17 protein-coding genes are annotated in these 22,413 nt (G+C 45.8%); 6 read left to right on the top strand and 11 right to left on the bottom strand.

The window, feature by feature from the left end; genetic code table 11:
• Positions 1 to 73: 73 nt before the first annotated feature.
• Complete coding sequence (locus tag PAEAM_RS23990) at positions 74 to 1,708, bottom strand: DUF1593 domain-containing protein (protein WP_100529231.1); 1,635 nt, start codon at positions 1,706 to 1,708, stop codon at positions 74 to 76.
• Positions 1,709 to 2,041: 333 nt separating this feature from the next.
• Here PAEAM_RS23990 and PAEAM_RS23985 point away from each other — a divergent pair, with 333 nt between their 5' ends.
• The 3 genes from PAEAM_RS23985 to PAEAM_RS23975 are packed head-to-tail and all read left to right on the top strand — an operon-like array spanning position 2,042 to position 3,985.
• Positions 2,042 to 2,692, top strand: a complete 651-nt coding sequence (locus PAEAM_RS23985; protein WP_100529230.1) for a hypothetical protein — start codon at positions 2,042 to 2,044, stop codon at positions 2,690 to 2,692.
• 34 nt (positions 2,693 to 2,726) lie between these two features.
• Entirely contained in the window at positions 2,727 to 3,284 is a 558-nt protein-coding gene (locus PAEAM_RS23980) for a DUF1697 domain-containing protein (protein WP_100529229.1), read from the top strand.
• 53 nt (positions 3,285 to 3,337) lie between these two features.
• The gene (locus PAEAM_RS23975) at positions 3,338 to 3,985 is read left to right on the top strand and encodes an Imm50 family immunity protein (RefSeq protein WP_036617416.1); all 648 of its coding nucleotides are present in this window, start codon (positions 3,338 to 3,340) and stop codon (positions 3,983 to 3,985) included.
• Positions 3,986 to 4,107: 122 nt separating this feature from the next.
• Here the strand turns inward: PAEAM_RS23975 and PAEAM_RS23970 are convergent, their stop codons facing one another.
• The 3 genes from PAEAM_RS23970 to PAEAM_RS23960 all read right to left on the bottom strand — a co-directional run bounded on the left by PAEAM_RS23970 (position 4,108) and on the right by PAEAM_RS23960 (position 7,218).
• Positions 4,108 to 4,551, bottom strand: coding sequence for an Hsp20/alpha crystallin family protein (locus PAEAM_RS23970; protein ID WP_036617413.1), 444 nt, complete (start codon positions 4,549 to 4,551; stop codon positions 4,108 to 4,110).
• Between the two features lie 191 nt (positions 4,552 to 4,742).
• Positions 4,743 to 5,945, bottom strand: a complete 1,203-nt coding sequence (locus tag PAEAM_RS23965) for an MFS transporter (RefSeq protein WP_100529228.1) — start codon at positions 5,943 to 5,945, stop codon at positions 4,743 to 4,745.
• 313 nt (positions 5,946 to 6,258) lie between these two features.
• A complete protein-coding gene (locus PAEAM_RS23960) occupies positions 6,259 to 7,218 on the bottom strand; it encodes a helix-turn-helix transcriptional regulator (RefSeq protein WP_036617408.1) in 960 nt (319 codons plus the stop codon).
• A gap of 320 nt (positions 7,219 to 7,538) precedes the next feature.
• Here PAEAM_RS23960 and PAEAM_RS23955 point away from each other — a divergent pair, with 320 nt between their 5' ends.
• Positions 7,539 to 9,125, top strand: a complete 1,587-nt coding sequence (locus tag PAEAM_RS23955; protein ID WP_100529227.1) for a choice-of-anchor I domain-containing protein — start codon at positions 7,539 to 7,541, stop codon at positions 9,123 to 9,125.
• Positions 9,126 to 9,260: 135 nt separating this feature from the next.
• Here the strand turns inward: PAEAM_RS23955 and PAEAM_RS23950 are convergent, their stop codons facing one another.
• From PAEAM_RS23950 to PAEAM_RS23940, 3 genes are all read right to left on the bottom strand, one after another.
• On the bottom strand, positions 9,261 to 9,473 hold the full coding sequence (locus tag PAEAM_RS23950; RefSeq protein ID WP_100529226.1) for a Z-ring associated ZapG family protein: 213 nt from the start codon (positions 9,471 to 9,473) through the stop codon (positions 9,261 to 9,263).
• A 141-nt stretch (positions 9,474 to 9,614) separates the two neighbouring features.
• Positions 9,615 to 11,858, bottom strand: coding sequence for a carboxylesterase/lipase family protein (locus tag PAEAM_RS23945; RefSeq protein WP_100529225.1), 2,244 nt, complete (start codon positions 11,856 to 11,858; stop codon positions 9,615 to 9,617).
• 725 nt (positions 11,859 to 12,583) lie between these two features.
• Complete coding sequence (locus PAEAM_RS23940) at positions 12,584 to 14,497, bottom strand: AraC family transcriptional regulator (protein ID WP_100529224.1); 1,914 nt, start codon at positions 14,495 to 14,497, stop codon at positions 12,584 to 12,586.
• A gap of 229 nt (positions 14,498 to 14,726) precedes the next feature.
• Between PAEAM_RS23940 and PAEAM_RS23935 the strand changes: the two genes are divergently transcribed.
• Together PAEAM_RS23935 and PAEAM_RS23930 are read left to right on the top strand one after the other, a co-directional pair.
• On the top strand, positions 14,727 to 16,379 hold the full coding sequence (locus tag PAEAM_RS23935; protein WP_243391454.1) for an alkaline phosphatase: 1,653 nt from the start codon (positions 14,727 to 14,729) through the stop codon (positions 16,377 to 16,379).
• 165 nt (positions 16,380 to 16,544) lie between these two features.
• Positions 16,545 to 16,910 (top strand): VOC family protein, encoded by a 366-nt coding sequence (locus PAEAM_RS23930; RefSeq protein ID WP_076252789.1) that lies wholly within the window; start codon positions 16,545 to 16,547, stop codon positions 16,908 to 16,910.
• Between the two features lie 125 nt (positions 16,911 to 17,035).
• On the opposite strand, the gene PAEAM_RS23925 is transcribed toward PAEAM_RS23930, so the two are convergent.
• The 4 genes from PAEAM_RS23925 to PAEAM_RS23910 all read right to left on the bottom strand — a co-directional run bounded on the left by PAEAM_RS23925 (position 17,036) and on the right by PAEAM_RS23910 (position 22,403).
• A complete protein-coding gene (locus tag PAEAM_RS23925) occupies positions 17,036 to 18,259 on the bottom strand; it encodes a GNAT family N-acetyltransferase (RefSeq protein ID WP_100529223.1) in 1,224 nt (407 codons plus the stop codon).
• A 185-nt stretch (positions 18,260 to 18,444) separates the two neighbouring features.
• On the bottom strand, positions 18,445 to 19,923 hold the full coding sequence (locus tag PAEAM_RS23920; RefSeq protein WP_100529222.1) for a methyl-accepting chemotaxis protein: 1,479 nt from the start codon (positions 19,921 to 19,923) through the stop codon (positions 18,445 to 18,447).
• 303 nt (positions 19,924 to 20,226) lie between these two features.
• Positions 20,227 to 21,270 (bottom strand): pectate lyase family protein, encoded by a 1,044-nt coding sequence (locus PAEAM_RS23915; RefSeq protein ID WP_091013596.1) that lies wholly within the window; start codon positions 21,268 to 21,270, stop codon positions 20,227 to 20,229.
• A gap of 290 nt (positions 21,271 to 21,560) precedes the next feature.
• A complete protein-coding gene (locus PAEAM_RS23910) occupies positions 21,561 to 22,403 on the bottom strand; it encodes an AraC family transcriptional regulator (protein WP_100529221.1) in 843 nt (280 codons plus the stop codon).
• Positions 22,404 to 22,413: the final 10 nt, after the last annotated feature.

The raw sequence follows: 22,413 nt of genomic DNA, 5'->3' as shown, positions 1-22,413 counted from the left end.
GATCAGACTACACAAATAAGAGAGGTGTCCCACCAGCCATGTTGATGACTTTTGAGACAGCCCCTCTATTTCTTTATTTTACGGTTAGGATCACACGTTGATAACGCTTCAACTGATGCTCTCCATCATCCTGTACTTCGGCAACGATATGAAGGGTATCACCCGATTTGGCATCGTCAGGAACGGTAAATGTCACCGCTTCGGTGTCACTGCCCTGTAATTTTATCGTATCCACCTGCTCATCCTTGGCAAGTTCACGATGCAATCCAAGCTGCAGGTCACCCGCCATTTCAGGCTGAACTTTGTTCGGTGTTACTTTGGAATCCTCATAAGTGTCCGCTTCGAAATATCTCCACCACGTATAGGTCAGTTGATCTCCATCCGGGTCTGTGCCTTCCGCGTGAAGAGTAACTTCCTCCCCAGGACTAACACTCAGATCCAGCCCTTCCTTAATCGTTAATGACGGATTATGGTTGGCACCTTCGTAAGTGTCTGCAACTGCCCAGTCTGCACGTGCTGCAAAATCATCCTGCACATCGTCAAACCATCTCATCAGAGAGTATTCGGCTTCATAGCGTTTGGTGTAGGGATCGTAATCAAGCACATTGTTTCTAAACAGCTTGTCGTTCACAACCCCAAAGCGTCCACCCCAACCGCCGTAGGAAGGGTCTTCCATACTGCGCAGCCCATTATCAATCAGATAAAAGAAGGAAGGAGAGTCACCCTCAGATATAAAATCGTACTTGTCATATTGTGGATTGTTCTTCAGATACTCAGCACTTCCCCGTTGTTCTTCGGCTAGTTCGCCTTCGATCATTTTACCATCACCCATCGATGCATACATATCCATCAGCTTGCCATGTCCGTTCAGAATATTCTTGACCATCCAGTCGCCATGAAGCTTACTGTTCACTTCTTCGGCATGCATCTTCCATGCATAGGCAAAATGCCAGAAGTTCGACTGGTCGTTGAGAATGCGGATATCCGGCCAATTCTTCGCAATGTATTCGTTGTAGCTGTCATCCTGATCGAGGATGATGTACAGGACCAGTTTGTCACTGACTTTTTTGCGAATCGTATCCCACTCGGCCGTATCCTTGTACTGTTCCTCAATCGATTTTAGCGCTCTGGCCGTGGTATTGGTGCCCCCCCATGTCTGAACAATCAGGTCTCGGGAGTCATCATCGAGGAAAAGAGTTTCGAGGAACTCGGAACCTTCGGTTTCCTTCTCCATCTCCCCTTTGTCGGAAATATTACCGATCTTGGTCATCGCTCGAAGCTGTTCCGGCTCCGGGTACCCATCCGCATGTTTGGATAAGTTCGGGTAGATCTCGCCATAGGCATCGATCATATCGTACACCCACTGTGTGCCTGTCCAGCGGAACGGCTTGATCCCTGCTTCCTCGTCTCCAGCATAATGATACACCGAGCTGGTCAGTACAATTCCGGCAAGGTCCATCTCATTCGAATATAAGAGGAAACGAATGACGGAGTTCATATCATCCACTTCACCGTCGGTTGTAATCACCGTTCTGCCTTTGGCAGCTTGGTTGTTTGCAGGTTCCTGGGTTTCATTCTCTGTCTGCTCTGTCGCCTGATTTGGTGTGTCACTCGCGGTTTGTGGCGCTTTGGATGCGCATCCACTAATTCCCAGGATGATACTGAGACAACCTGCGGCAAAACCGCTTAACCATTTTCTCTTGTTCATAATGCTCCCCTTTCTTCTGTACAGCGTTATGTTAGTTGGGTTGGAAATAAGTACGTCCTCTGTTTTTCTATCCTTAATATGGACCGTAGAATGCAAAAAAACCCGAACAACATTATGAATGGAACAAAGTCCACGCATAGTGATGTTCAGGTTTTGCCTGCCCGAAGCAGTAACAATCCTTATTTGAGTGAAAGTATATCATGTCCACTAATGAATGTAAACGTATTCAAATGTTTTTTTGAATTTATCTTTGATATAGTATAATGCTTATAGCCAAGAATCAAACGAATCGGCCTGTTATTATATCAATGTTATTAGGAGGACTCAGACATCATGCAACAACTGGATGCGGCCTTGAGCCGTTTGGTGGAACAGCAGGATTTATATAATGAAGCTTATGGACTTTTCAAAAATCATGATCTGCGTCCCCGCGAACAACATCACCAGCCGGAAGTGGATACACGAATACCTCTTTCTCCAGAACTTCAGTATCTGTACAGTCATTATGAAATGATGGATGCGGATGCGGAAGGTACACTCAAAATGAAAAATGCCGCCGTCGAAATCGGTGATGCCGCACTGATTTCCTTTGTCGCACCTGAACATCTGCTTCGTCAGCAACTGGGGTTCCGCTGGATTGGCATGAATGAACCTTATGAGGAGTCCTCCACTTGGCCAAAAACTCACGTTGTCATCGCAAACTTTAACGATGATCCGTTAATTGTAGATGTGGAAGCACCAAACTCTCCCGTATATGCCGCTTTTACAGGTGGAGAACCAAACCGTGTTGCTGATTCACTATCAGACTTTTTCAGTGCACTAGCCATCCTGATTGAAGCGGCGCGTACCTATGCCGGAGAAGTAAAAGATGAAGAAACCTATGAAACCAAGCCCGAGTATCTGGAGCAAGTGGAACCTTTATTGCAAGATCTGTTGGGAGAAGAGTATACTACTCATCTGTTCGAATATCTGTCCTTTTGTTAAAACGGTGAATTGAAGGAATTGGAGGGGCGCCCATATGATCTATGTGGCTTTGCTACGAGGCATTAATGTAGGCGGGAACAATAAAATTAATATGAAGCAGCTGAAAGAAACATTTGAACAAGCAGGCATGCTGGATGTCGTTACCTATATCAACTCTGGCAATATTATTTTTGCCGATCATCAGGAACGTGCCGATGCAAATAGGGAGATATCCCATGTGTTAGAACAGGCCATCGCCGCCGATTTTGGCTTACAGATCAGGGTAATGGTGCGGAATATGGATGAAATCCATAGCGTTATTCAGGCGCTGCCAGAAGAATGGGTTAATGATGACACAGCCAAAAGTGATGTGATGTTCCTATGGGATGAGATCAATGATCCCTCCGTGCTGAACCAACTGCCCATCAAACCGGAAATCGGCACACTAATCTATGTTCCCGGAGCGATTTTATATTCAGTCAGCAGAGAAGATGCGTCCAAAAGTGGCATGAACAAGCTTGTGGGTTCCAAAGTCTATGCTTATATGACGGTTAGAAATGTGAATACCACACGTAAGATTTATGCCCTGATGCAAGCAGCAGCAGAGACATAATACAGACAGGTGGAGATGATGCCACGCAGCTTGTGGCAATTGGAGGAAGTCTAATGAACAGAGCATGGACATTAAACGTCAGCGTCCGATCCGTAGAGCGGGAACCATTCTGGTATGCACCCCAGACTCCCTGGCAGATACAGGGACAAGGTTTTCGAGTGAAATTCCATACCAATAGGGCAATCGACTTGCTTGCTCAAGATCAACTGCTTGTTACCGTTGGTGAGGAAGGTACCGCGAACTGGGCTGCTTTTATCGGAACAGTCGTGGAATGCGAACCAGACTCTCTCCTGCTCTATACAAGTCCTCAGTACGAGGCACAGTTAATGGATATTCGGAGGTTGGAACGTGAATTTTCTCCTTTGGCTTCCATTCTCGGAGCGCAACATGTAATCGAAACTCTGGGCTATTTCCCTCCCTTCCATTATGACGAAATTACGGATGTGCAGCTGGAAACAGTCCAAAATATACAATCCCTCTCTCTTGTGCTAACGCATAATGCTGATCAGGAATGGGAACAGCAGGTGCACTTCCATTTTGAACATATTCAGCAAGAGATGTTCTCCCCTGTGGAGGCATCTAACGTTTGTTTACAGCTAAGTTTCACTAATGCAGCCGATCAGATTCGTGTTAACTTGGATGCCGTATCCGGCTTCTCCGCTACATTCCTATGCAGCACAATTCATATTCAATTCCATTAACCCGGTTATGTAAAAAATCCCTTCATGGGACAACATGACAAAACATCTTTACAGATGTTCTTCCATGCCTATTACCATAAAGGGATAGCTCAACTTCTTCAGCTACACATTTTGCATCTGGTTTAGTCAATCTGAATGCGTCTGCGAGATTGATCATCACCAGGACGTTTTGGAATCTCGAGCTTCAGCACACCTTCTTCCAATTTGGCCTTAATGTGCTCCTCATCAATATGATCAACATAGAATCGCCGGATAAACTCGCCGGAACGGCGCTCCTGCCGTATGATTCGATTGGAGTCATCCTTCTGCTCCACTATATCATTGCGTTTGGCACGAATAATCAATTCATTACCTTGGACCTGAATGTCTATGTCCTCTTTGGCGATGCCCGGAAGCTCGGCTTCTACCGAATATTTGTCTTCTTCCTCACGAATGTCGGTCCGGAATGGCTGGGAGCCAGTTCCAAAAGGGGAGAGGAATGAGTTCTCAACCATGTCATTGAAGGATTTCAACATGTGTCCGAACGGGTCTTCATTTCGTTTACGAAACGGAATCAGATCAAACATGAAAATCAGCTCCTTTTGTGTGGTTGGTTTATTGGTGTTGCTTACATTGATTATTATAATACCCTTGCAAATAAGGCTCAAAGTCTGTAAAAGACGAAAAAAACCGATTTCCTTTCATCATGGTTCACTATTTTAAAATAGATCCTTTTTTCTTTTATTTTGACCTTATTTGATCTTCTGACTTTGTCTGACTATAACGAATGAATGGGGTCTGTTACAGTATTGGATTCATTCTTCCTCATTCCCAGCATCATGATTGCCAGCAAGACAACCAGAACAGCTACGAACATAAATGGAACATGTTTGTCCACCTGATAAAGTGTCGTTGTAAGTAAAGGCGTAATGACGGCGGATATCCCCTGAATCGCTGCTACCAATCCCGCTGCACCTCCCTGCTGTTCTTTGCTAACTGCCAGCGAAGCACCTGCCATGAACCCCGGCATCATCAGACCCGAACCCATGCCAAACAGGAAAAACGAGAAATAATACATGGATAACACATTAAAGACCAAAAACAGGATCATACTTGCGATCAGGAAAAGGGACCCGAGCAAAATCATTGGGCGTGGCTGCCATTTCAACCATTTCATCTGAATGACCTGCATGATCAACATCGCTGCTCCAGAGAACATGAGTCCAAACGAAACCATTCGGGCCGTCGCCGCTGAGGATAGAGCCAGTTGATCCTGAAAATAAAATCCCCCGACAACCTGTAGTGTCATGATACCCATCATCGTGACCAAGCCGGCAGCAAGGTACATTCGTAAACCGCGTTGGAACGGGTTGACTTTAGGCGGTTTTGCCTGAATGACCGGTTTGGCTGACGGGATTAACAACAAGGCAATGATAAACGCAGCTATCGCTATAAAAATGCCAAAATAAAGCGGCCAGAGCAGACCGATAAGGGTAAAAGCTCCTGCAATCGCAGGTCCAAATACAAGGCCCAGTCCATTCGCAGCACTGATAATCGCCATTCCACTTCCCCGCTCTTCCCCTTCTGTCACATCACCCATATAGGCTTGGGCAGAAGACAGCACTGCCGGAATGAACATGCCGATCAGACTGCGCGTCACAATCAGAAGGGTTAACAGGAGCCCCCCTCCGATCCATGCATTTAATCCCCCGTACAATGCCAGTGCAAATAATGCACAGCTCACGGACATACCTATGAATCCAATCAATATAATTGGTTTTCTTCCTCTTATATCACTCCATCTGCCCCATAGCGGAGCCATGACAGCCATCATAATGGACCCAAGCGAGATAATAAGACCGGAATGACTTTCTTTCATGCCCAACTCGCGAATAAGTGGCGGCATAATGGGTGCAATTAGCATCAGACCCAACATGGCTGCAAATACGCTAAAAAAAATACTTCCTCTGATTCTATTCATGTTTGTACACTCCTCTATATTTCAGTACAGTACCCACTGTACCTGGAGTATACAAGGCTGAGAGAATCCCCACTGCCTCTATACGGAACAATTCACGGCAAGACGGATTATTAATCTTATTTTAAATAAGATCAACCCATAAAACATTACACCAGACCACTACGATTACAGTACCATCTTCCGATCGCTGTTATCACCGGATTTCTGTGATCCCTTCTATGATGGGAGAAATCCGTTGATAAAGGCGAACGCTCCGCTTCTCCAGACTGGTTCTGCACTCTTCGTTCTCGTGTAATGTTTCAGTTCATCTTACTTAATAAATCTTCTTCATCTCGGAAGGCTTCACGCCGAATTTGCGATAAAATTGCTGCGAAAAGGCACTGACATTACTGTAACCGACCGCAATCGCGGCCTCGGTGACGTTGTTATCCTGATTGCGCAACAACTTCATGGCGTTGTCGAGACGAACCTGACGCAAATATTCGAAGACCGTGCTTCCGAAAAGTGCCTTGAATCCTTTTTTTAATTTAAAATCGTTAAGACCTACCTGTCTGGACAATGCTAGCAAAGATGGAGGATCTACCATACAGGCCTCCATAATCTCCCGTGCCGTATGTAACTTCCGGATGTCCTCTCTGGAGAATCCCGCGGGGATTGGCGCCAGATCAAACAATTGGATCATAAATCGATTCAAGATCTCCAAGGCTGTCGCTTCCATCATTAAGGATGATCGATAACTGTTGTTTAATTCCACAATCAGACTGTCAATCATCGTTCGTATCCGGTTATCCAATTGAAATACAATCGGCTTGAACACTTTTCGTCCCAACACCTGATTAAACGCAATCGACTTGAAACCGCCCAGTTGCGCCGCAGCATAATTGAACAGAGAAACCGGAATCCCCAGCGAAAAGGACGTATACAGTTCCCTTGCCGGAGGATGGAACCACGCTTCGAAATCATGCATAAAAATAAGGGCCCCTTGCCCTATCGATAATGAATAATCCTGACCGGATATATCCACATTTCTCTCTCCTGACAAGGCAAATTGCAATTCCACAATGGGCGTTTCGGATGCAAAATACGTTGGATACGGCTGATGATATTCAACCTGGGAATATAAAATCTCAATGCCACTGTATGTCGTTACTCTTTTAATATTGCCACTTCCCGCCTTGGGAGAGAGCAGATACGTGTGTTCATCTTGCTGACTGTAAGGCTCCTGGGTCAGGTAATGCTGATATACTACGCCTAATGCATCATCCGTGCGCATGGGTATTCACCTCGCCTATATCTTGATCAGACTTGTCAGTAAAAAAGCCCGAACTAATTGATAATGATTCTCAATTATAATTTTAGCGTATTTTCGCCCGTTCGACCAGTCCTATATATATGAAGGCTCACGTCTGCTTTTTTCTTCATGTGGCAACATCATTTTATACACTAACTTACATATCCAATTTGGAAAAATATCTCTTATCTAACCTTTTACACAAATCGCAGACTTCTCTTACCTCTCCTTAACATAAGCTCCCTATACTAAAACAATTGTACAACTCATTACACACGAAACGATAAAGGGGATCTGGAACATTGAAAAAGAGAAATCAATGGCTTGCCGTTCTGTCGATGACTGCCATTCTTACCGCAGGAGCAACCAGCTACACATCCATGATTCATGCCGCTGACGCAACTAAACCCGCCAACGATCATGTCGTACTGCGCACAGCCATCCAAAATATGCAGGGTACGGTCACATGGAATGGAAGCAGTCGCAGTGTTGATATCCAGATCGCAGATACTAAAGTACAACTTCCCGTAGGGACGTCTTCAGCCACCATCAACGGTGTGAAAACCCCTTTGGACAGTAAAAGCTACATCACCAAAGGTACAACGTATGTATCTTCACAAACACTAAAATTAATTACGGATCAACTGATCCTGAAACAAAATAAAACCGGTTTTGAACAGACCGCTTCGTTTCAGATGCCTGGAGGAAAAGCAGAAATATCAGCATCTACGCCAGATGGGCAGCGCCTGCTCGTAACCGAAGCGGACAATGGCAGCATTTCCGTACTGGACATTGCTGATCTGAAAAATATTAACGTATTGAAGACGGTCAGCTTCCATGACCTCTCCGCCAAAGCCGAAGTTACAAGCGTAACCGTGTCCAAAGATGGTAAATACGGTCTTGCTGTTATTCGTACAGGGGATACAGACAGCGAAGCAAACAAAGGGTTGCTTGCCATTGTGGATCTGACAACCTACAAAACCGTCAAAACGTATGAACTGGGCATTGGTCCTGACTCGATTGCACTGTCACCTGACGGTCTGCATGCGGTGATCGCGATAGAGGATGAGGAGCTGAATAAAGCTGCCGATGAAATTGACTATGCCAACACCAAACGTCCGGGTAGCATTATGGTTGTATCTTTTGCTGGCGGGAATGTATTAGAGGGCGAGATCACCAACTTACCGGTATCTCTCGAAAATGTAGAAGGTGCCATCTATCCGCATGATCCACAACCAGAGTATGTTGCTATTAGTCCAGATAGTAAAACAGCAGCCATCACGCTACAGGAAAACAATGTCGTTGCCATCGTAGATCTGGAGACAAAAAAAATCAGCTCAATCTTCGCTCTGGGTACCACTTCACATCAAGCAGATCTGAAAGATGATGGTATCGTTCAGTTTAAAGAGACGTTGACCGCTCGTTATGAACCGGATGGGATTGCTTTCTCGGCAGATGGCAAATACCTGCTGACAGCTAATGAAGGGGATTTGGGCAAGAATGAATTTGAGGATGGTGTAAAAGCAGGCGGACGTAATATCGCTGTCTGGGATCTGCAAGGCCAGCGGATGTACGATAGCCAGAACCTCATTGACGAGGCAACAGCTATGGTCGGCTTGTATCCCGATGATCGCAGTCCCAACAAGGGAAGTGAAGTGGAGAATCTGACCGTTGCTACTGTAGAAGGCAAAACGTATGCCGCTGTAGCTTCCGAACGGGCAGATGCCATTTTGTTCTTTGATCTTGCTGATCCGGTCAATCCGGACTACCTGGGTCTAATTCCTACAGCCGGAGAATCACCAGAGGGAATTCATCGTGTTAACGGACGCAGCCTGTTTGTGAGTGCAGATGAAAGCACGGGAACACTTAGTTTTTTTTCCAAGAAATAGTTCGAGTGCCCTCGGTATGTAAAGGCTGAATGAGCGGTGTCACGTTGTATTGAGTAGGTGGGGGCTTAGAGCCCCTGTCCTCTCCTACTGCTGTACCCACACCATTCCGCGTATCCAAAACTAGTGGTGTAAAGGTTATCGACGCTTCATATTTTCCAATTCCCGCCTGTTCCGCTCTACTTCCTCTTGTAACACTCGTACTTCCATCCTTAATGCGGATACTTCCTCTTTGACGCCAAACCGCTTCATCACAAGATAGAAAACCAGATATACTACAAGACCAATCATAATAAAGAAAATTAATAGCGTTATAATACCTGCAATACCAAAATTACTAACTCCATCCATAATGTACGTTTCTCCTTTCCGACATTCTATTAATTTATATTTACAACAATACCATATTCAAGCATAACGAACAGTACAAAAAGCCAAGAGAGCACGCTCCCTTGGCTTTCAATTTATATATACCTTCCTATCCGGTGATCCTTATTCCCAGAAGAAACGACCTGCGAACACTTTTTCCGTCAACAGTTTATACGTTTCTTCAGGCAATTCTTTTTTCATCTTTGCCATAACGGCGTCTTTGCCTTGATTATATTGTGTCGACATGCCAATCTCTGCCGTTGTATTGCTTGCATCCAGACGCATGATTGGGGCTTGAGCATCTTTCGTCCAAGGTGTCCATGCCACCAGATCAGGTGATCCACCCGTACCTGGATTGCCTGTGTACAGGAACTGCTTCAGATATGCTGCCATCGCGGTGGACAACTGGTCACGTCCTGGTTTGTTTGTATCGCTAAAGTACCCATCAGGGAAATAGGCAGCAATTCCGTCTGCGTGTCCTGTATAGAAGTCCATGTCTGCACCATGTGGTGCGCCCAGTAATGTAAGCAAACGCTCAGAGATGACTCCAGGTTGTGTGCCCCATGCAAAACGATACGCATATACCGGCGGCTGACCTGCTTCACTTGTCAATTGTTCCGCTACACGCTCTGCATTAAAGCCTGCATAAGCTTCGCTACCGTATTTCAACGCAGCAGCATATTGTTCCGCCTTGGTTTTATCAGTAAACAGAGTCTCATCCGTAATCGATGGAGAGAAGTTTGGATCACCGAAGGCAAATCCGGAGAACTCCGTTTCCAGGCTGCCGAGCAATACAGGAACTTTCGTATAATTGCCATTATTGATGGCGTCAAATCCTTCTTTTGGAATCACTGTACCATCACGGAACAGATGCGGGAATGGGTCCATACGGATTGCAGTTGCGCCAAAAGCAGTGACCAACTTGTCCGCAGGCAGTGCACGCAGGTAACTCTCCAGCTGTGCCTGAGATTGTTTGCCAATCCATGCTTTTGCTTCTTCTCCGGTAGCCACTTTCCCCTCTTGCACGAGTAGCTTCACAAGTACATCCTCGGATTTTTGCTCGCCGTCTTCCGGTGATGCTGTCGTCAATCCTCCGCTGAAAGCAACTGCTTTTTGATACAATCCTTTGCTAAGTGGCGAGATCAGAGTTGCCAGCACATCACGTGCACCAGCAGATTGTCCGGCTAATGTAACATTGCCTGTATCTCCGCCAAAACCTTCGATATTATCCTGCACCCACTCCAATGCACGGAATGCGTCAAGCAGACCATAGTTACCTGAGTCATCCAGGGCATTGCCTGTTTTCAGCGCTGCATTCTCGAAGAATCCGAGAGCTCCCAAACGGTAGTTCACCGAGATAATGATGCTGTTGGTGCTCCGTGCAAGCTGTTCACCCTGAAAATCTTTGCCTGATCCGGTCATATTCCCGCCGCCGTGCAGGAACACCATAACCGGAAGTTTCGAACTGGTTGTGTCGGGACGCCAGATATTGAGATACAATGAATCCTCGCTGCCTACAGTATTTTTACCGGAGATCTGCAAGCTGTTCGCTGCAAATTCCTTAGCCGATCTCGTTCCTGTCCATGATTCCGGTTCTTGCGGGGCTTTCCAGCGCAGTTCACCTACTGGCGGTTTCGCGTAAGGAACACCGAGCCAACCGAGCGTGCCATATTGCTCATAGGTCTTGCCATCAATCGCGCCATACTTGGTCTGTTGCACCGTTTGAGGTTTGAACGCCCCAGCTTCTTTATGTTTCAACCAACTCTGCTCCAAGGTTCCACTGCCATTCTTGAGCTGTATCTGCAAAGCCTGTGCGGTTGCCTCTGCCATCAGGCGGTTGGTAAGTTGACTCGCTCCCTTCCCTTGAAGCGCCATGATTCCTTTCCCAGCCGCATAGGTGGAAGCCGATCCCTGCTCATAATCCGTACCTGCTTCATATCCAAGCACCTTCAGCAGCATTTCGGCATAACCTTCCGCTGTAAGGGGTGCATTAGGTTCAAACTTCTCCGTTCCTGTTACGATCTCAGACACATACGGATGCTGCTTCAAGTAACCAACGACCGGTTGTAATACTTTGCCTGCCTGAGCCGCATCGTCATACGTTTCCGATCCCTGATAGGCGAGTGCTTCTTTCTCCAATCCGGACAAACGCAAGTAAAGTACTGCGGCCTGAATGCGTGTTGCCTTTTTGTTCAAATAAGCTGCATTAACACCTTGACCGCTGCCGCGAATAAGCTCAGATTGGATCAGCTTGTCCATCGCTGCAGAAGAAGTAGGTCCTGTATTGACTGCTGCATAAGCTGGTAGAGCGGATACACATAACCCCAGAATTGTTGCTACAGCAATCGAACGTTTAATGGTTTTCATGTCATAAATCTCCTCGCTGTCGAATAGTGTGTGATGGGATAAGTTCATTGGAATGTCCATTTGAGATGCGTATCTAAGATCAGTATTCCAATGTCTGGATGAGTCTATATCTCTATTTAGGAAAAATTAAATCTGCTGCGCTCCTTTCTGCTCGAAATATCTGCTACGGCGCTTGCGGTCATGCCATCAGGCATTTTTTTATATAAAAAAACCTGAACCGAAGGCAAACAGACATCGCTTTAGCGTGGTCTACTGCCCTCAATTCAGGTTTTGCCTGCAATCAGTAACAACCCTGAGGAATGAGGTTCATTCCATATGAAAATGTAAACGCAATCAATCGTTTGATGAACAAAGAACCAACGAATGAACTGACACAGGTATTGCCCTAAACACGGTTACAATCCTGTTGTTATGGTGATGTTAGCACAGAATGAAAGCGTTCGCAATATCTTTTTTTAATCGTCAATATATATCTCTGAATGGGTAACATTAAAAACAAGCTCTGCAAGTTCCATATCATATCGAATCGGAACCTACATTGCTTCGGGTATCTGCCTAGCCAGAAGCCCATAAATATTGAGCATGGCGGTCGCTGCGCCCAGCGGTTGTAAGCTTTAATCATACAGAACCGCCGACATAACAAAACAGGCCATAGGCGCATCCTCCTATGAACCTGCTCTGATATGACGTGATTTGCGTCAAATTTGTAGAATGAAATGTTTTTTTTATTCCTGTAGCTTGCTCACTTGCTCAATCAGGCTATCCAGCCCCTTGTCGACCAGATAAGGTCCATAATTCCAATAGTTGCGAGAAACATTAATGATCCGATGATTTTTGATCGCAGGAATACTCTGATACACCGGCTCATTGAATAGCTCCATCATCTGCTCCATCTCTTCATCGTCCATCTGAGTGAAGAAGTAGTCTGCAGGTTTATCCGCCAGCTTCTCCAATGAGAGCACGGTTCCACCATCTGCATAGGCTTTGTACTGTTCAGGCATATCAAATCCGAAATCCTGGTATATCAACTTGCCCAATGTGCCGCCTTCTCCCCCAAGTAATACCTCCTTATTGTAGATAACGAAGGACATGGCCGTTGTTCCCGGTTCAATATTGATGTTCAGTTCATCCCGGATCCCATTCAATTTACTTTCGAAAGTAGCAATCCATCGCTCTGCTTCCTCTTTTTTATCCATAATCTCACCCATCGTTCTCAGGGTGTTGATGACATCTGGGTCACCGCCCCAGGCTACCGTAATCGTAGGCGCAATTTTCTCATAGGTGCCGATCACTTCCGTGCTTGTATAATCAGGTACGATGATCAGATCTGGCTCTAGATTCGAGACCACTTCTACGTTCCCCGTTCCTGATCCGATATCCGGTACATTAGCCATCTCTTCCGGGTACAGATCCAGTGTTTCCTTGTTGGCACCCGCCGGCTTCATTCCGAGTGGCAGCAAATACCCCCCATATGTGATCACAACCGGTTTGGCTGATTGGGCTGGAATCTCAACCGTTCTCCCCGATGCGTCGGTATACATTTTGGTTGCAGGCAGTGAAGCATCTTCATTTGCTGTTGACTGTGGATCAGCTCCTCCCCCGCAAGCTGCTAATAGCAGGGATAAACTAAATAATAAACTGACCGCCAAAGTAGGCTTAAAACGAACATTCAAGTCATTCACGCTCCAAGTGTTGTATTGATAATGATTATCGTTATTATCAATATAGCGTTGTGTGAGTTCTCCAGCAATGAACGATTCAGACTTCTTATTAGTACGATTTGAACCTTTAAACAGATGACTGTGCATTTTATATTGAGCAGGAGTTTCTCCCATCATTCGTTTGAAGATTCGGCTAAAGTAGTACAAATCTTTATATCCAACGCTCTCAGCCACATCACGAATCTGAGCCTCTGTCTCTGTTAGCAATACTTTGGCTTGGTTCATCCGGGTTTGGATGACGTATTCCATCGGACTGCAACCGAATTTTCGCTTGAATACCCGTGCCAGATAATGACTGCTGTAATGAAATTGGGCCGCCATATCCTCCATGGACACGGGATGTGCGTAGTGCTCCTGAATGTATGCTGCAATCTGCTCGGCTAATTCTGGAGGATCAGCTATCTGATCACTCGCCTGCTTCCATTGACGAAACTGTTCGTATACAAACTGATACAACAGTCCTGTAACCTGCAACCTGTCCAATTCTTCGCTGCTTGCCCAGCATTCATGCATTCTCTCCATTATGGGAATTAGCAACAGCGGATATGTTGCTGCAAAATAATACTGCTGCGGGGAAAATTCATACTCTTGTTGTACGTTTTCTACTCTCGACGGGTCGGTACCAGTGGAGCTTGGCTGGGGTTTATATAAAATAAGATAATATTCCAAGGGGAGATCCAGACAATGGATATGTATAGTTGTGCCTTTGCCAACATGCAGAACCTGCGTCTGGTTGGACCTGAGCTTTTCTTTACCCAAATGAACAATGGCTTCTCCTCTGACCATCAGCAAAAAAGCATGGGCTGGCAAAACATACGGCTTAATTGCCTGTCCCGGCTTCAAGACCAGATGACGAATGTCTATGAGCTTCACCTGATTTTTATTCCACCACTTAATGGCTTCTGACCATTCTTTCATTACAAACCACCTCAAAGCCGATCATTAGACGAGGGGCATTCCCTAGCCCGATTTTCTCCTTAACATACAAGAGTGGTCCTCATTTTGTCCAGTTCACCTGAATTCCAGCACCCTTCACTAATCGTAAATTTTACATATAGTTAATCCATTTCATACGTTAGTTTAGCAATTGTTGTATACACTTGGTTTGGGATACCAAACTATACATATATTCTAGGAGGATGCATTCATGTTAAACCGGTTTAATGTCCGTGCAGCCAAAATGATGCTCGCGGTGACAACAATTGTTACGGCTACACTCGGAGGAAGCAGTGCAGCGTGGGCTGTGGAAGATACCACCTCAACAACATCTGCATCACCGATTAAAAATGTGATTATTCTGATTCCTGACGGTATGGCTAACGATGCTACCGCTCTGGCTCGTTGGTATAAGGGCTCATCCTTGACACTGGACTCCATGGCAAGCGGCATGGTTCGGACACACTCCGCCGATGCGCCGATTGCGGACTCGGCCCCTGCCGGAACTGCTTTTGCTACAGGTTATAAATCTCATACCGGATTTGTTGGTGTACTGCCGGACAAGGCTACCATGCCTGGGCAAAAGGCTATTGCGCCTGGAGACGAAAGAAAACCGATCGCTTCTGTACTGGAAGCTTCCAAACTGGCGGGTAAAGCAACTGGCATTATCGCTACATCCGAGATTATGCACGCCACACCAGCGGACTTCTCCTCTCACTATCCGGACCGTAAAAACTATGATGCACTCAGTAAACAACAAGTCTACAATGGCATGGATGTTGTATTGGGCGGAGGTAGCAAATATCTTGAGCCAGCCGGACGTAAAGACGGCGAGAATCTGATTTCGTCCATCAAGGCACTGGGTTACGATTACGTCACTACACCAGCTGCAATGAAAGCATCCGATTCGAACAAGCTATGGGGTATGTTCGCGCCAGCGGGCATGGCTTATAATATGGACCGTGATCCTGCAAAACAGCCAAGCCTTGCCGAGATGACATCCAAAGCAATTGAAGTTTTGTCCAAAGACAAAGACGGCTTTTTCCTGATGGTCGAAGGCAGTAAAGTGGACTGGGCAGCTCACGCCAATGATCCGATTGGCATTATCAGTGACGTGCTGGCTTTTGATGATGCCGTAAAGGTAGCCATGGATTTTGCCAAAGCCGATGGAGAGACTGCCGTTGTGGCTGTTACGGACCATGGTAATGGTGGACTCACCATTGGTAACAACGCAACTAGCGGCACATACGATAAAGAGCCGTTGTCCACATTTATCGGACCTTTGAAAAAGGCCAAACTGACAGGCGAGGGCGTTGAAGCGAAGCTGAATGCCAAGCGTACAAACATCAAAGCAGTGATGAAACAATACTATGGCATTACCGACCTGACTTCCGAGGAGATTGCCACCATTAAAGCGGCCGAGCCGGGCAGTCTTAACTATGCAATCGGTCCAATGATTAGCAAACGTGCAGGGATCGGCTGGACAACCGGTGGTCATACAGGTGGAGATGTTGTGCTGTACACGTATGCTCCGAACAATGACCGTCCATTCGGTGTAATCGACAACACGGATGTAGCAAAGTATATGGCACGTGTACTGGATCTGGATCTCGACAGCGTGAGCAAACAATTGTTTGTACCTGCCAAACAAGCATTTACGGCCAAAGGCGCGACGTACAAACTGGACCTGACGGACGCCAAAAATCCGAAGATTCTCGTTACAAAAGGCAACACCAAACTGGAACTGCAAATCTACAAAAATATTGCACTGGTGAACGGTAAAAAGACAACTTTGGAGGGTGTCATTGTGTATAACGGCGTAGAGGCATTTGTACCACAAACGGCCGTTGATCTGATTCAATAATTCGTTAGAACTACTAGGACTACAGGAGATTACACCATTTGGCTGCCGAATATTTCGGCAGCTATTTTACTGTTTATTATTAAGGAGTAGGTTCCTGCTAGCGCCTATCGTATAATGAACGTAACAAAAATACATATCATGCAAAACAAAAGGAGAGATTCACCCATGTTGATCAAATTAAACTGGATCACGCTGAGGGTCAGTAATTTGGAAGCTTCGCTCGGGTTCTACCACAACATGCTCGGACTTCCCATTCAGCGCAGATTCGAAAGCCGTGGACGACAGATTGCCATGCTGGGCATGGAGAATGAAGCCAAGCTGGAACTGATTGAGGGCAGTGAATCCATTCTTAAACCAGAGGCCGGCGTGTCGATCGGCTATGAGGTGAACTCGCTGGATGAAGCCATGGAACGATTGGCAGAGCTGAATATTCCGATTGTGCGTGGCCCCATCCAGCCCAATCCGCATCTGCGGTTTATTTACATTACAGATCCAGACGGCTTCGAGGTACAACTCGCAGAGCATGTCTAATTAGGCGAGTGTGAAATGAGTGTGCGTATCACTATGACCAGCTTGGTGTGCATGTGTGAAGCTAAAACTGCATACATGCACACACTAACTCAAAATGGTGTGGTATCGGTAAGCATTATGTCTGTTTACAGCTTCATGCGGCGCATCAGCGGCACACCTACGCGATTCAACAACCGATCAAGCAGCAGCCAGCACCAGCGTCTGCTCCACGGAAGATGGCGCTCATACACAGCGGAATATTCAAAATCCGCCACAGCACCGCGATTGCGCTTGAACTGCGCAGCCCCGGCGCTCTCATGTAACAGATGGCCGTTCTCGCGAGCCTGTCCGATCAGACAAGCGGATAACATGCGGTATAGTCCGACGGATTGGGGCACCGCTGTGTCGTAACCAAACAGCGGCGTTGTCATGATTCCATTTCGGCAGAAATAACCCATCACCGCGTCCAGGCACCCTTCCTTCCGCAGTCCGTAGAGTCTGAGTGTTCCTGATGCCATCGCAACAGCAATGAACCGCTCAGTGAATTGCGGATTGTGATAGGAGTACTTTTCAAGGTATAACAGCTTGTACAACTCCGCGATTCGCGGAATATCTGCATCCGTCATATCTGATTCGGAAACGAATTCGTATCCATGCTTGCCCAATAATTCGTAATCCCGCTTCAACAGCCAGCGTGACTTCGAGTTGCCAAAATTCGGATCATGCGCTTGGTACAGGTAGATTTGTCGGCTCGGAATTAATCGGCAGCCCGCTTCCGTTAGCCTCGCCGTCAGATCGGGATGAAGTCCTGGACACAAGGAGCGAAACACAATGACATGTTCAGGGTATCGCTCTTGTACCGATGCGAGCAAACATTCCGCCTGTTCACCGGACATGGCTGGATACAGATTGGTGGACAACAACCAGTTGTTCACATGCACAACTTTGTTGATCTGTGATTGCTTCATTCCCCAACCTATTAGACTGAGCAGCACAGAAAGACCTTTTTCCAACACAGGCTTCTGCAACATGGTCAATTCCTGCTTGGCGTAACTCACATAATGCGTATATGGCGAACAAACGTAAGCATTATCATACTCTGTATCATTCACCGTCAGCGGAATAACGAGATTATCAATCCGGGCGAGCAACAATGTCGTTTCCACATTGGACATAAAGCTTTGGGTTCCGTCCAGCATCATAGGTTCCAGATAGACTCTGGCATATCTGCCATCCTCCGTATCGGGCCAGTCCATGTCTTTGAACGATTGCTGATCATACAGCTGCACGCGTGCAGTTCGATTATCTTTCCTAACTTCATATGTACGGTCATCGTAGGCCGAACTGTATTTCATTCCTTTATTCTTCAACCTTTTACTCCCCCATGAGGTAACATCTTCTTTTAACTACCATTTACATTGTTAGTTCTACTCTCTTCATACTCTATACAACACACTGTATAGGAAAAAAATGTCGGCATCAAGCTGTTTGGAAGATGAAAAAAAAGCCCGTCCAGTACGCTAAATACGCACCGACAGGCCCTCAACAATTAATATTAACGTTTATTCTCAACGGAAGAAGCCTGATGATCCGAGACCAATTCATTCAAGTCTACAATCAGTTGCTCCAATTCTCCAAAGCTCTCTACCATCTTCTGTGTCAGGTTACGTTGTTCTTCCATGCTCGCCAGAATCTCTTCTGTCGCTGCACTGGATTGCTCCGTTACACTCGAAATCTCGGAAACCTCATTCACAACTCTGGTGGAAGATTCCTTCATGGTCGCCGAACTAGTCTCGATATCTGTCGCTTGATTCAACACATGCTGAGAGTTGCTGTTGATCGTACGGAATACTTCCTCTGCTGTATGGACGCTATCTCTTCCTTGTTGTAAAGATAGACGAATACGTTCGAATCGATCTGTCAGTGCCTGCGTCTGTCCTTTTAATCGAGACAGGATGGTTCCGATATCACTTGCGGACTGACCTGAGTTCTCTGCCAACTTGCGAACTTCCTCTGATACAACAGCAAACCCACGTCCATGCTCACCCGCACGAGCGGCTTCAATGGCTGCATTAAGCGCGAGCAGGTTGGTCTGACTCGCAATATCCGCTATGCTGTTCAGCATAAGCGTCATGGATTCACTTTCCTCGTTGAACTTTCGCATGTCATTTGCAGTTGTATTGATCGTTTCATATAGATCTTGCATCTGGATGTTTAGCTGGTCCATCTGTGTGCTTCCAGTTTGCGTGCTCGTTGCCATACTTGCGGACAACTCTTTCATCTGCTGCGAATACGAAGCAACGTCCTTGATATGCTGATCCGATACAGATAAGGATTCCGAGATCTCGGCCACACTGGTCGCCTGGAACTCAACACCTTTTGCAACCTCACTGAACCCAAGCGTCACCTCATTGGTGATAGAACCAGTCGCATTCACTTTTTGCTTCAATTGATCTGTATAACGTGATAAACCTTCGACCGATTCCTTCACACGCTCCAGCATGGTTTCCACTCTTTGCTTAGAATGCTCCACCTCATTCTGGCGTACTTCACTTTCATGGAAGAGCCTTTGATTCAGCTGGGAGACCAGCATCAGAATGGCCCCCGTGAGAGCGAATAGTCCCACATTAACGATATTACCTATTAGCTCAACAGAGTCAACGGTATTCATAACAAATAATTGAAGAACACTGTTGACTAGTAATACCGAAAATCCAACCACAAAAAATTTCTTGTTAGGAAATAACAGTAGAACTGCGGTTATGACCAAACTTAACGCAAAATTGACCGTTCCCCAACCGACATAGACTCCACATATTGTCAGTAATACGGTAATCAGCCATGGAATGAGATGAATATGTTTCTTTTTCGCATTAGCGTATGTAATCCAAACTACAAAGACTAGAGCTACTCCATTGGACACAAGTAACTTCGGCATCGTAAAGGCCAGCCCCATACCAATGGCAATAATAATCCACAAAATGATACCGATTAATTTGTTCCTTTTCCAAATAATTTCGTCCATACGATCCATGCATACCCCGTCCTTTTAAGTAGGTTAAATGTGAGTTGTAGGGCCTTTCTGTACTACATCTAGTAGTCTTTGGTCCTGCTTATGTGCAAATCGCAAATACGCAGCGCCTTAGCATAGTACATATTAACTTCATAAGTATGAAACCAGCGCTACTTTATGTATATCGGTATTCAACATTTAAAATGAATATGAAATGTAAAATGATATGTAAGCATATCATTTTACAAACAAAAAAAGGTCTGTCTTATGCGTTATGGCGCACAAGACAGACCTTTTGGATCGTGAAAGGATGTGCAGCAACTCTTACTTTCCGAATACAAGTGTCGTATTGGAGGAGCCTGCATACTTGGTGACGAACTCACGCGCGTAGCTGGCACTCTCTACCTGATAACTATAATTGGAGCTTGGTCTCCAATTCGTTTTAGGAGAAGTCGGACTATTCAGCGCTGGTGTACTACCGCTATCCGTGAACTCCCCTTTTCCTTTGTCATCCAGGATGCCACCCTTTTCAGCGCCAGCACCAAAGTAGTTGTTTTCGGAATAAATCCGTGCTTTTTCACCAATTGTGATGGCCTGGTTAAAGTTATTTGCATAGTTATTTTTGAGATGGAAGTAACCATATCTTAAAAGTCCAGGACCACGTACATATAAGTTTTCGAAGTAATTGTTGGACATTGTCACATGAGGTACCCCATTGTAACTGCTGTTACCATCATTCGGATGACCGAGGATAACGCCATACTTATGGTTAGCAAATTTGGAATTGCTAATCGTAATATAATCGGCGCGATCACCAATATACAGAAGTTTGTCCAAATCACTACCACCAGAGCTGTAGCTGTGACCAGCAAACGTCACATGATCAATCCAGTAATTGGAGCCTGAAGTGATATACATCTGGATATCATCATTGGCATTAATATTGGAAGCGTGTTCAAAAGTCAGATTCTGAAAGATCACATTGCTTGAACTGCTTGTGGATCTGAAATGAATATTCGTTAATGTATGTTTGCCAAAGGAACCTACAAGTGTCTTGTTCGCTCCGAATTCAACCTTTTGCAGCGTGGAGGAAGAAATATTCTGTTCAACGACGACAATCTTAGCTGTAGAGCCCGCCATATGTGTTCTCAAATCATTGAGATTACTAACGTAAACCACCTGACCGTTCTTGCCACCTGTCGTAGCCGACTTGGATACACCATTTTCATTCTTGGCACTGCCTGCAAAACCAGTCAACCCGTTCGTACCTGTGTTTGGATAACTGGCCGCACCATATGTAGACGGGGCTGTGGAGACAGTTAACAACAATAGAGTTACAGCGAGTAAAAGCATCGAAAATTTCTTCAAAATTTCACCATCCTTTATAATATTATCCTCAAAGACAACTCGATTATATCGTGTAACTTTGGCTGTGACAATACAAAAATTGCAAAAAGACAACAATTATCACTTTTATGCAACAGCAGATCAGATATAGTGAAAAAACGTAAAACCAGGCCATTTTTTTACACAAAATAGAGCCGCTAATTAGCGGCTCTATTAACGAGTACTATGTGATCCAACTTGGAACTGATCTGCCCTCGGATCAGTTCCTGAAGCCTCTGACGAAAAACCATTCGTTTGCGGATAATAATATGTCACGACTTCTGATAGCTGCGTCGGAAGGCGCCAGGTGTAAGTCGTTCCAGCTTCTTGAAGATGGCTCCATAATAGCTGGTCGATTCGAAACCGACTTGACGAGCAATATCCTCCATCCCGCGCTGCACATTGTCGAGCAGCAGTTCCTTGCTCTTGTTGACTCTTACCTGATTAACATAGCTGATGGGACGAATACCTGTCGTCTTCTTAAACAAATGACAGAAATATTCTGGTGTGACACAGATCAATCCAGCCAGCGTTGGCAAAGTAATCTCTTCAGCATAATGCTGTTCAATATAGTCCAGAACCGGCTTTATTCGCTCATACTGCTGCCCGACGGTATCGCTGCCCTCGACAGATACGCGTTGAATAATCTCTGTCAATAAGGTATAGAGGACAGCGGAGCAGGCGTAATTGCTTAATGTCTGCTCTTGTGGTGTTAAGGCAGCTTGCAGCAGCTCCCGCATTCGGGATAGAAGGTATTCAGGTTGCGCAAGCGTGTATACGCATGTGTCGACAATGCCCACGGTTTCAAACAAGTTTGCTGACCCGTTGCCATCGAAAATGATCCAGTCGACTTCCCAACTGTCGGATAGCGCATAGTATTCGTGCTTCTGCCCAGGGAACAACAGCATGCCCATACCTGGCTTGACGATATGTTCCGTTTCACTGAGCTTGAGCTTACCCACACCGCTGCGGCATTGTATCCACTGATAATCCTCAATGCCTTGGTCTCGGCGGATATGCTCCTGTTCATGATGCAGGCCGATGCCAAGTAAATAAAAAGGGAGCAGCTTGTCTCGGGAAGATAACACCGGAAAATTACGATTGGGATGAGGCATACGACTAACT

Source organism: Paenibacillus sp. GM1FR (assembly GCF_002803315.1).
Lineage (GTDB): Bacteria > Bacillota > Bacilli > Paenibacillales > Paenibacillaceae > Paenibacillus > Paenibacillus amylolyticus.
The sequence above is the reverse complement of the archived record's forward strand: the minus strand, read 5'-3'. Positions and strand labels throughout refer to the sequence as shown.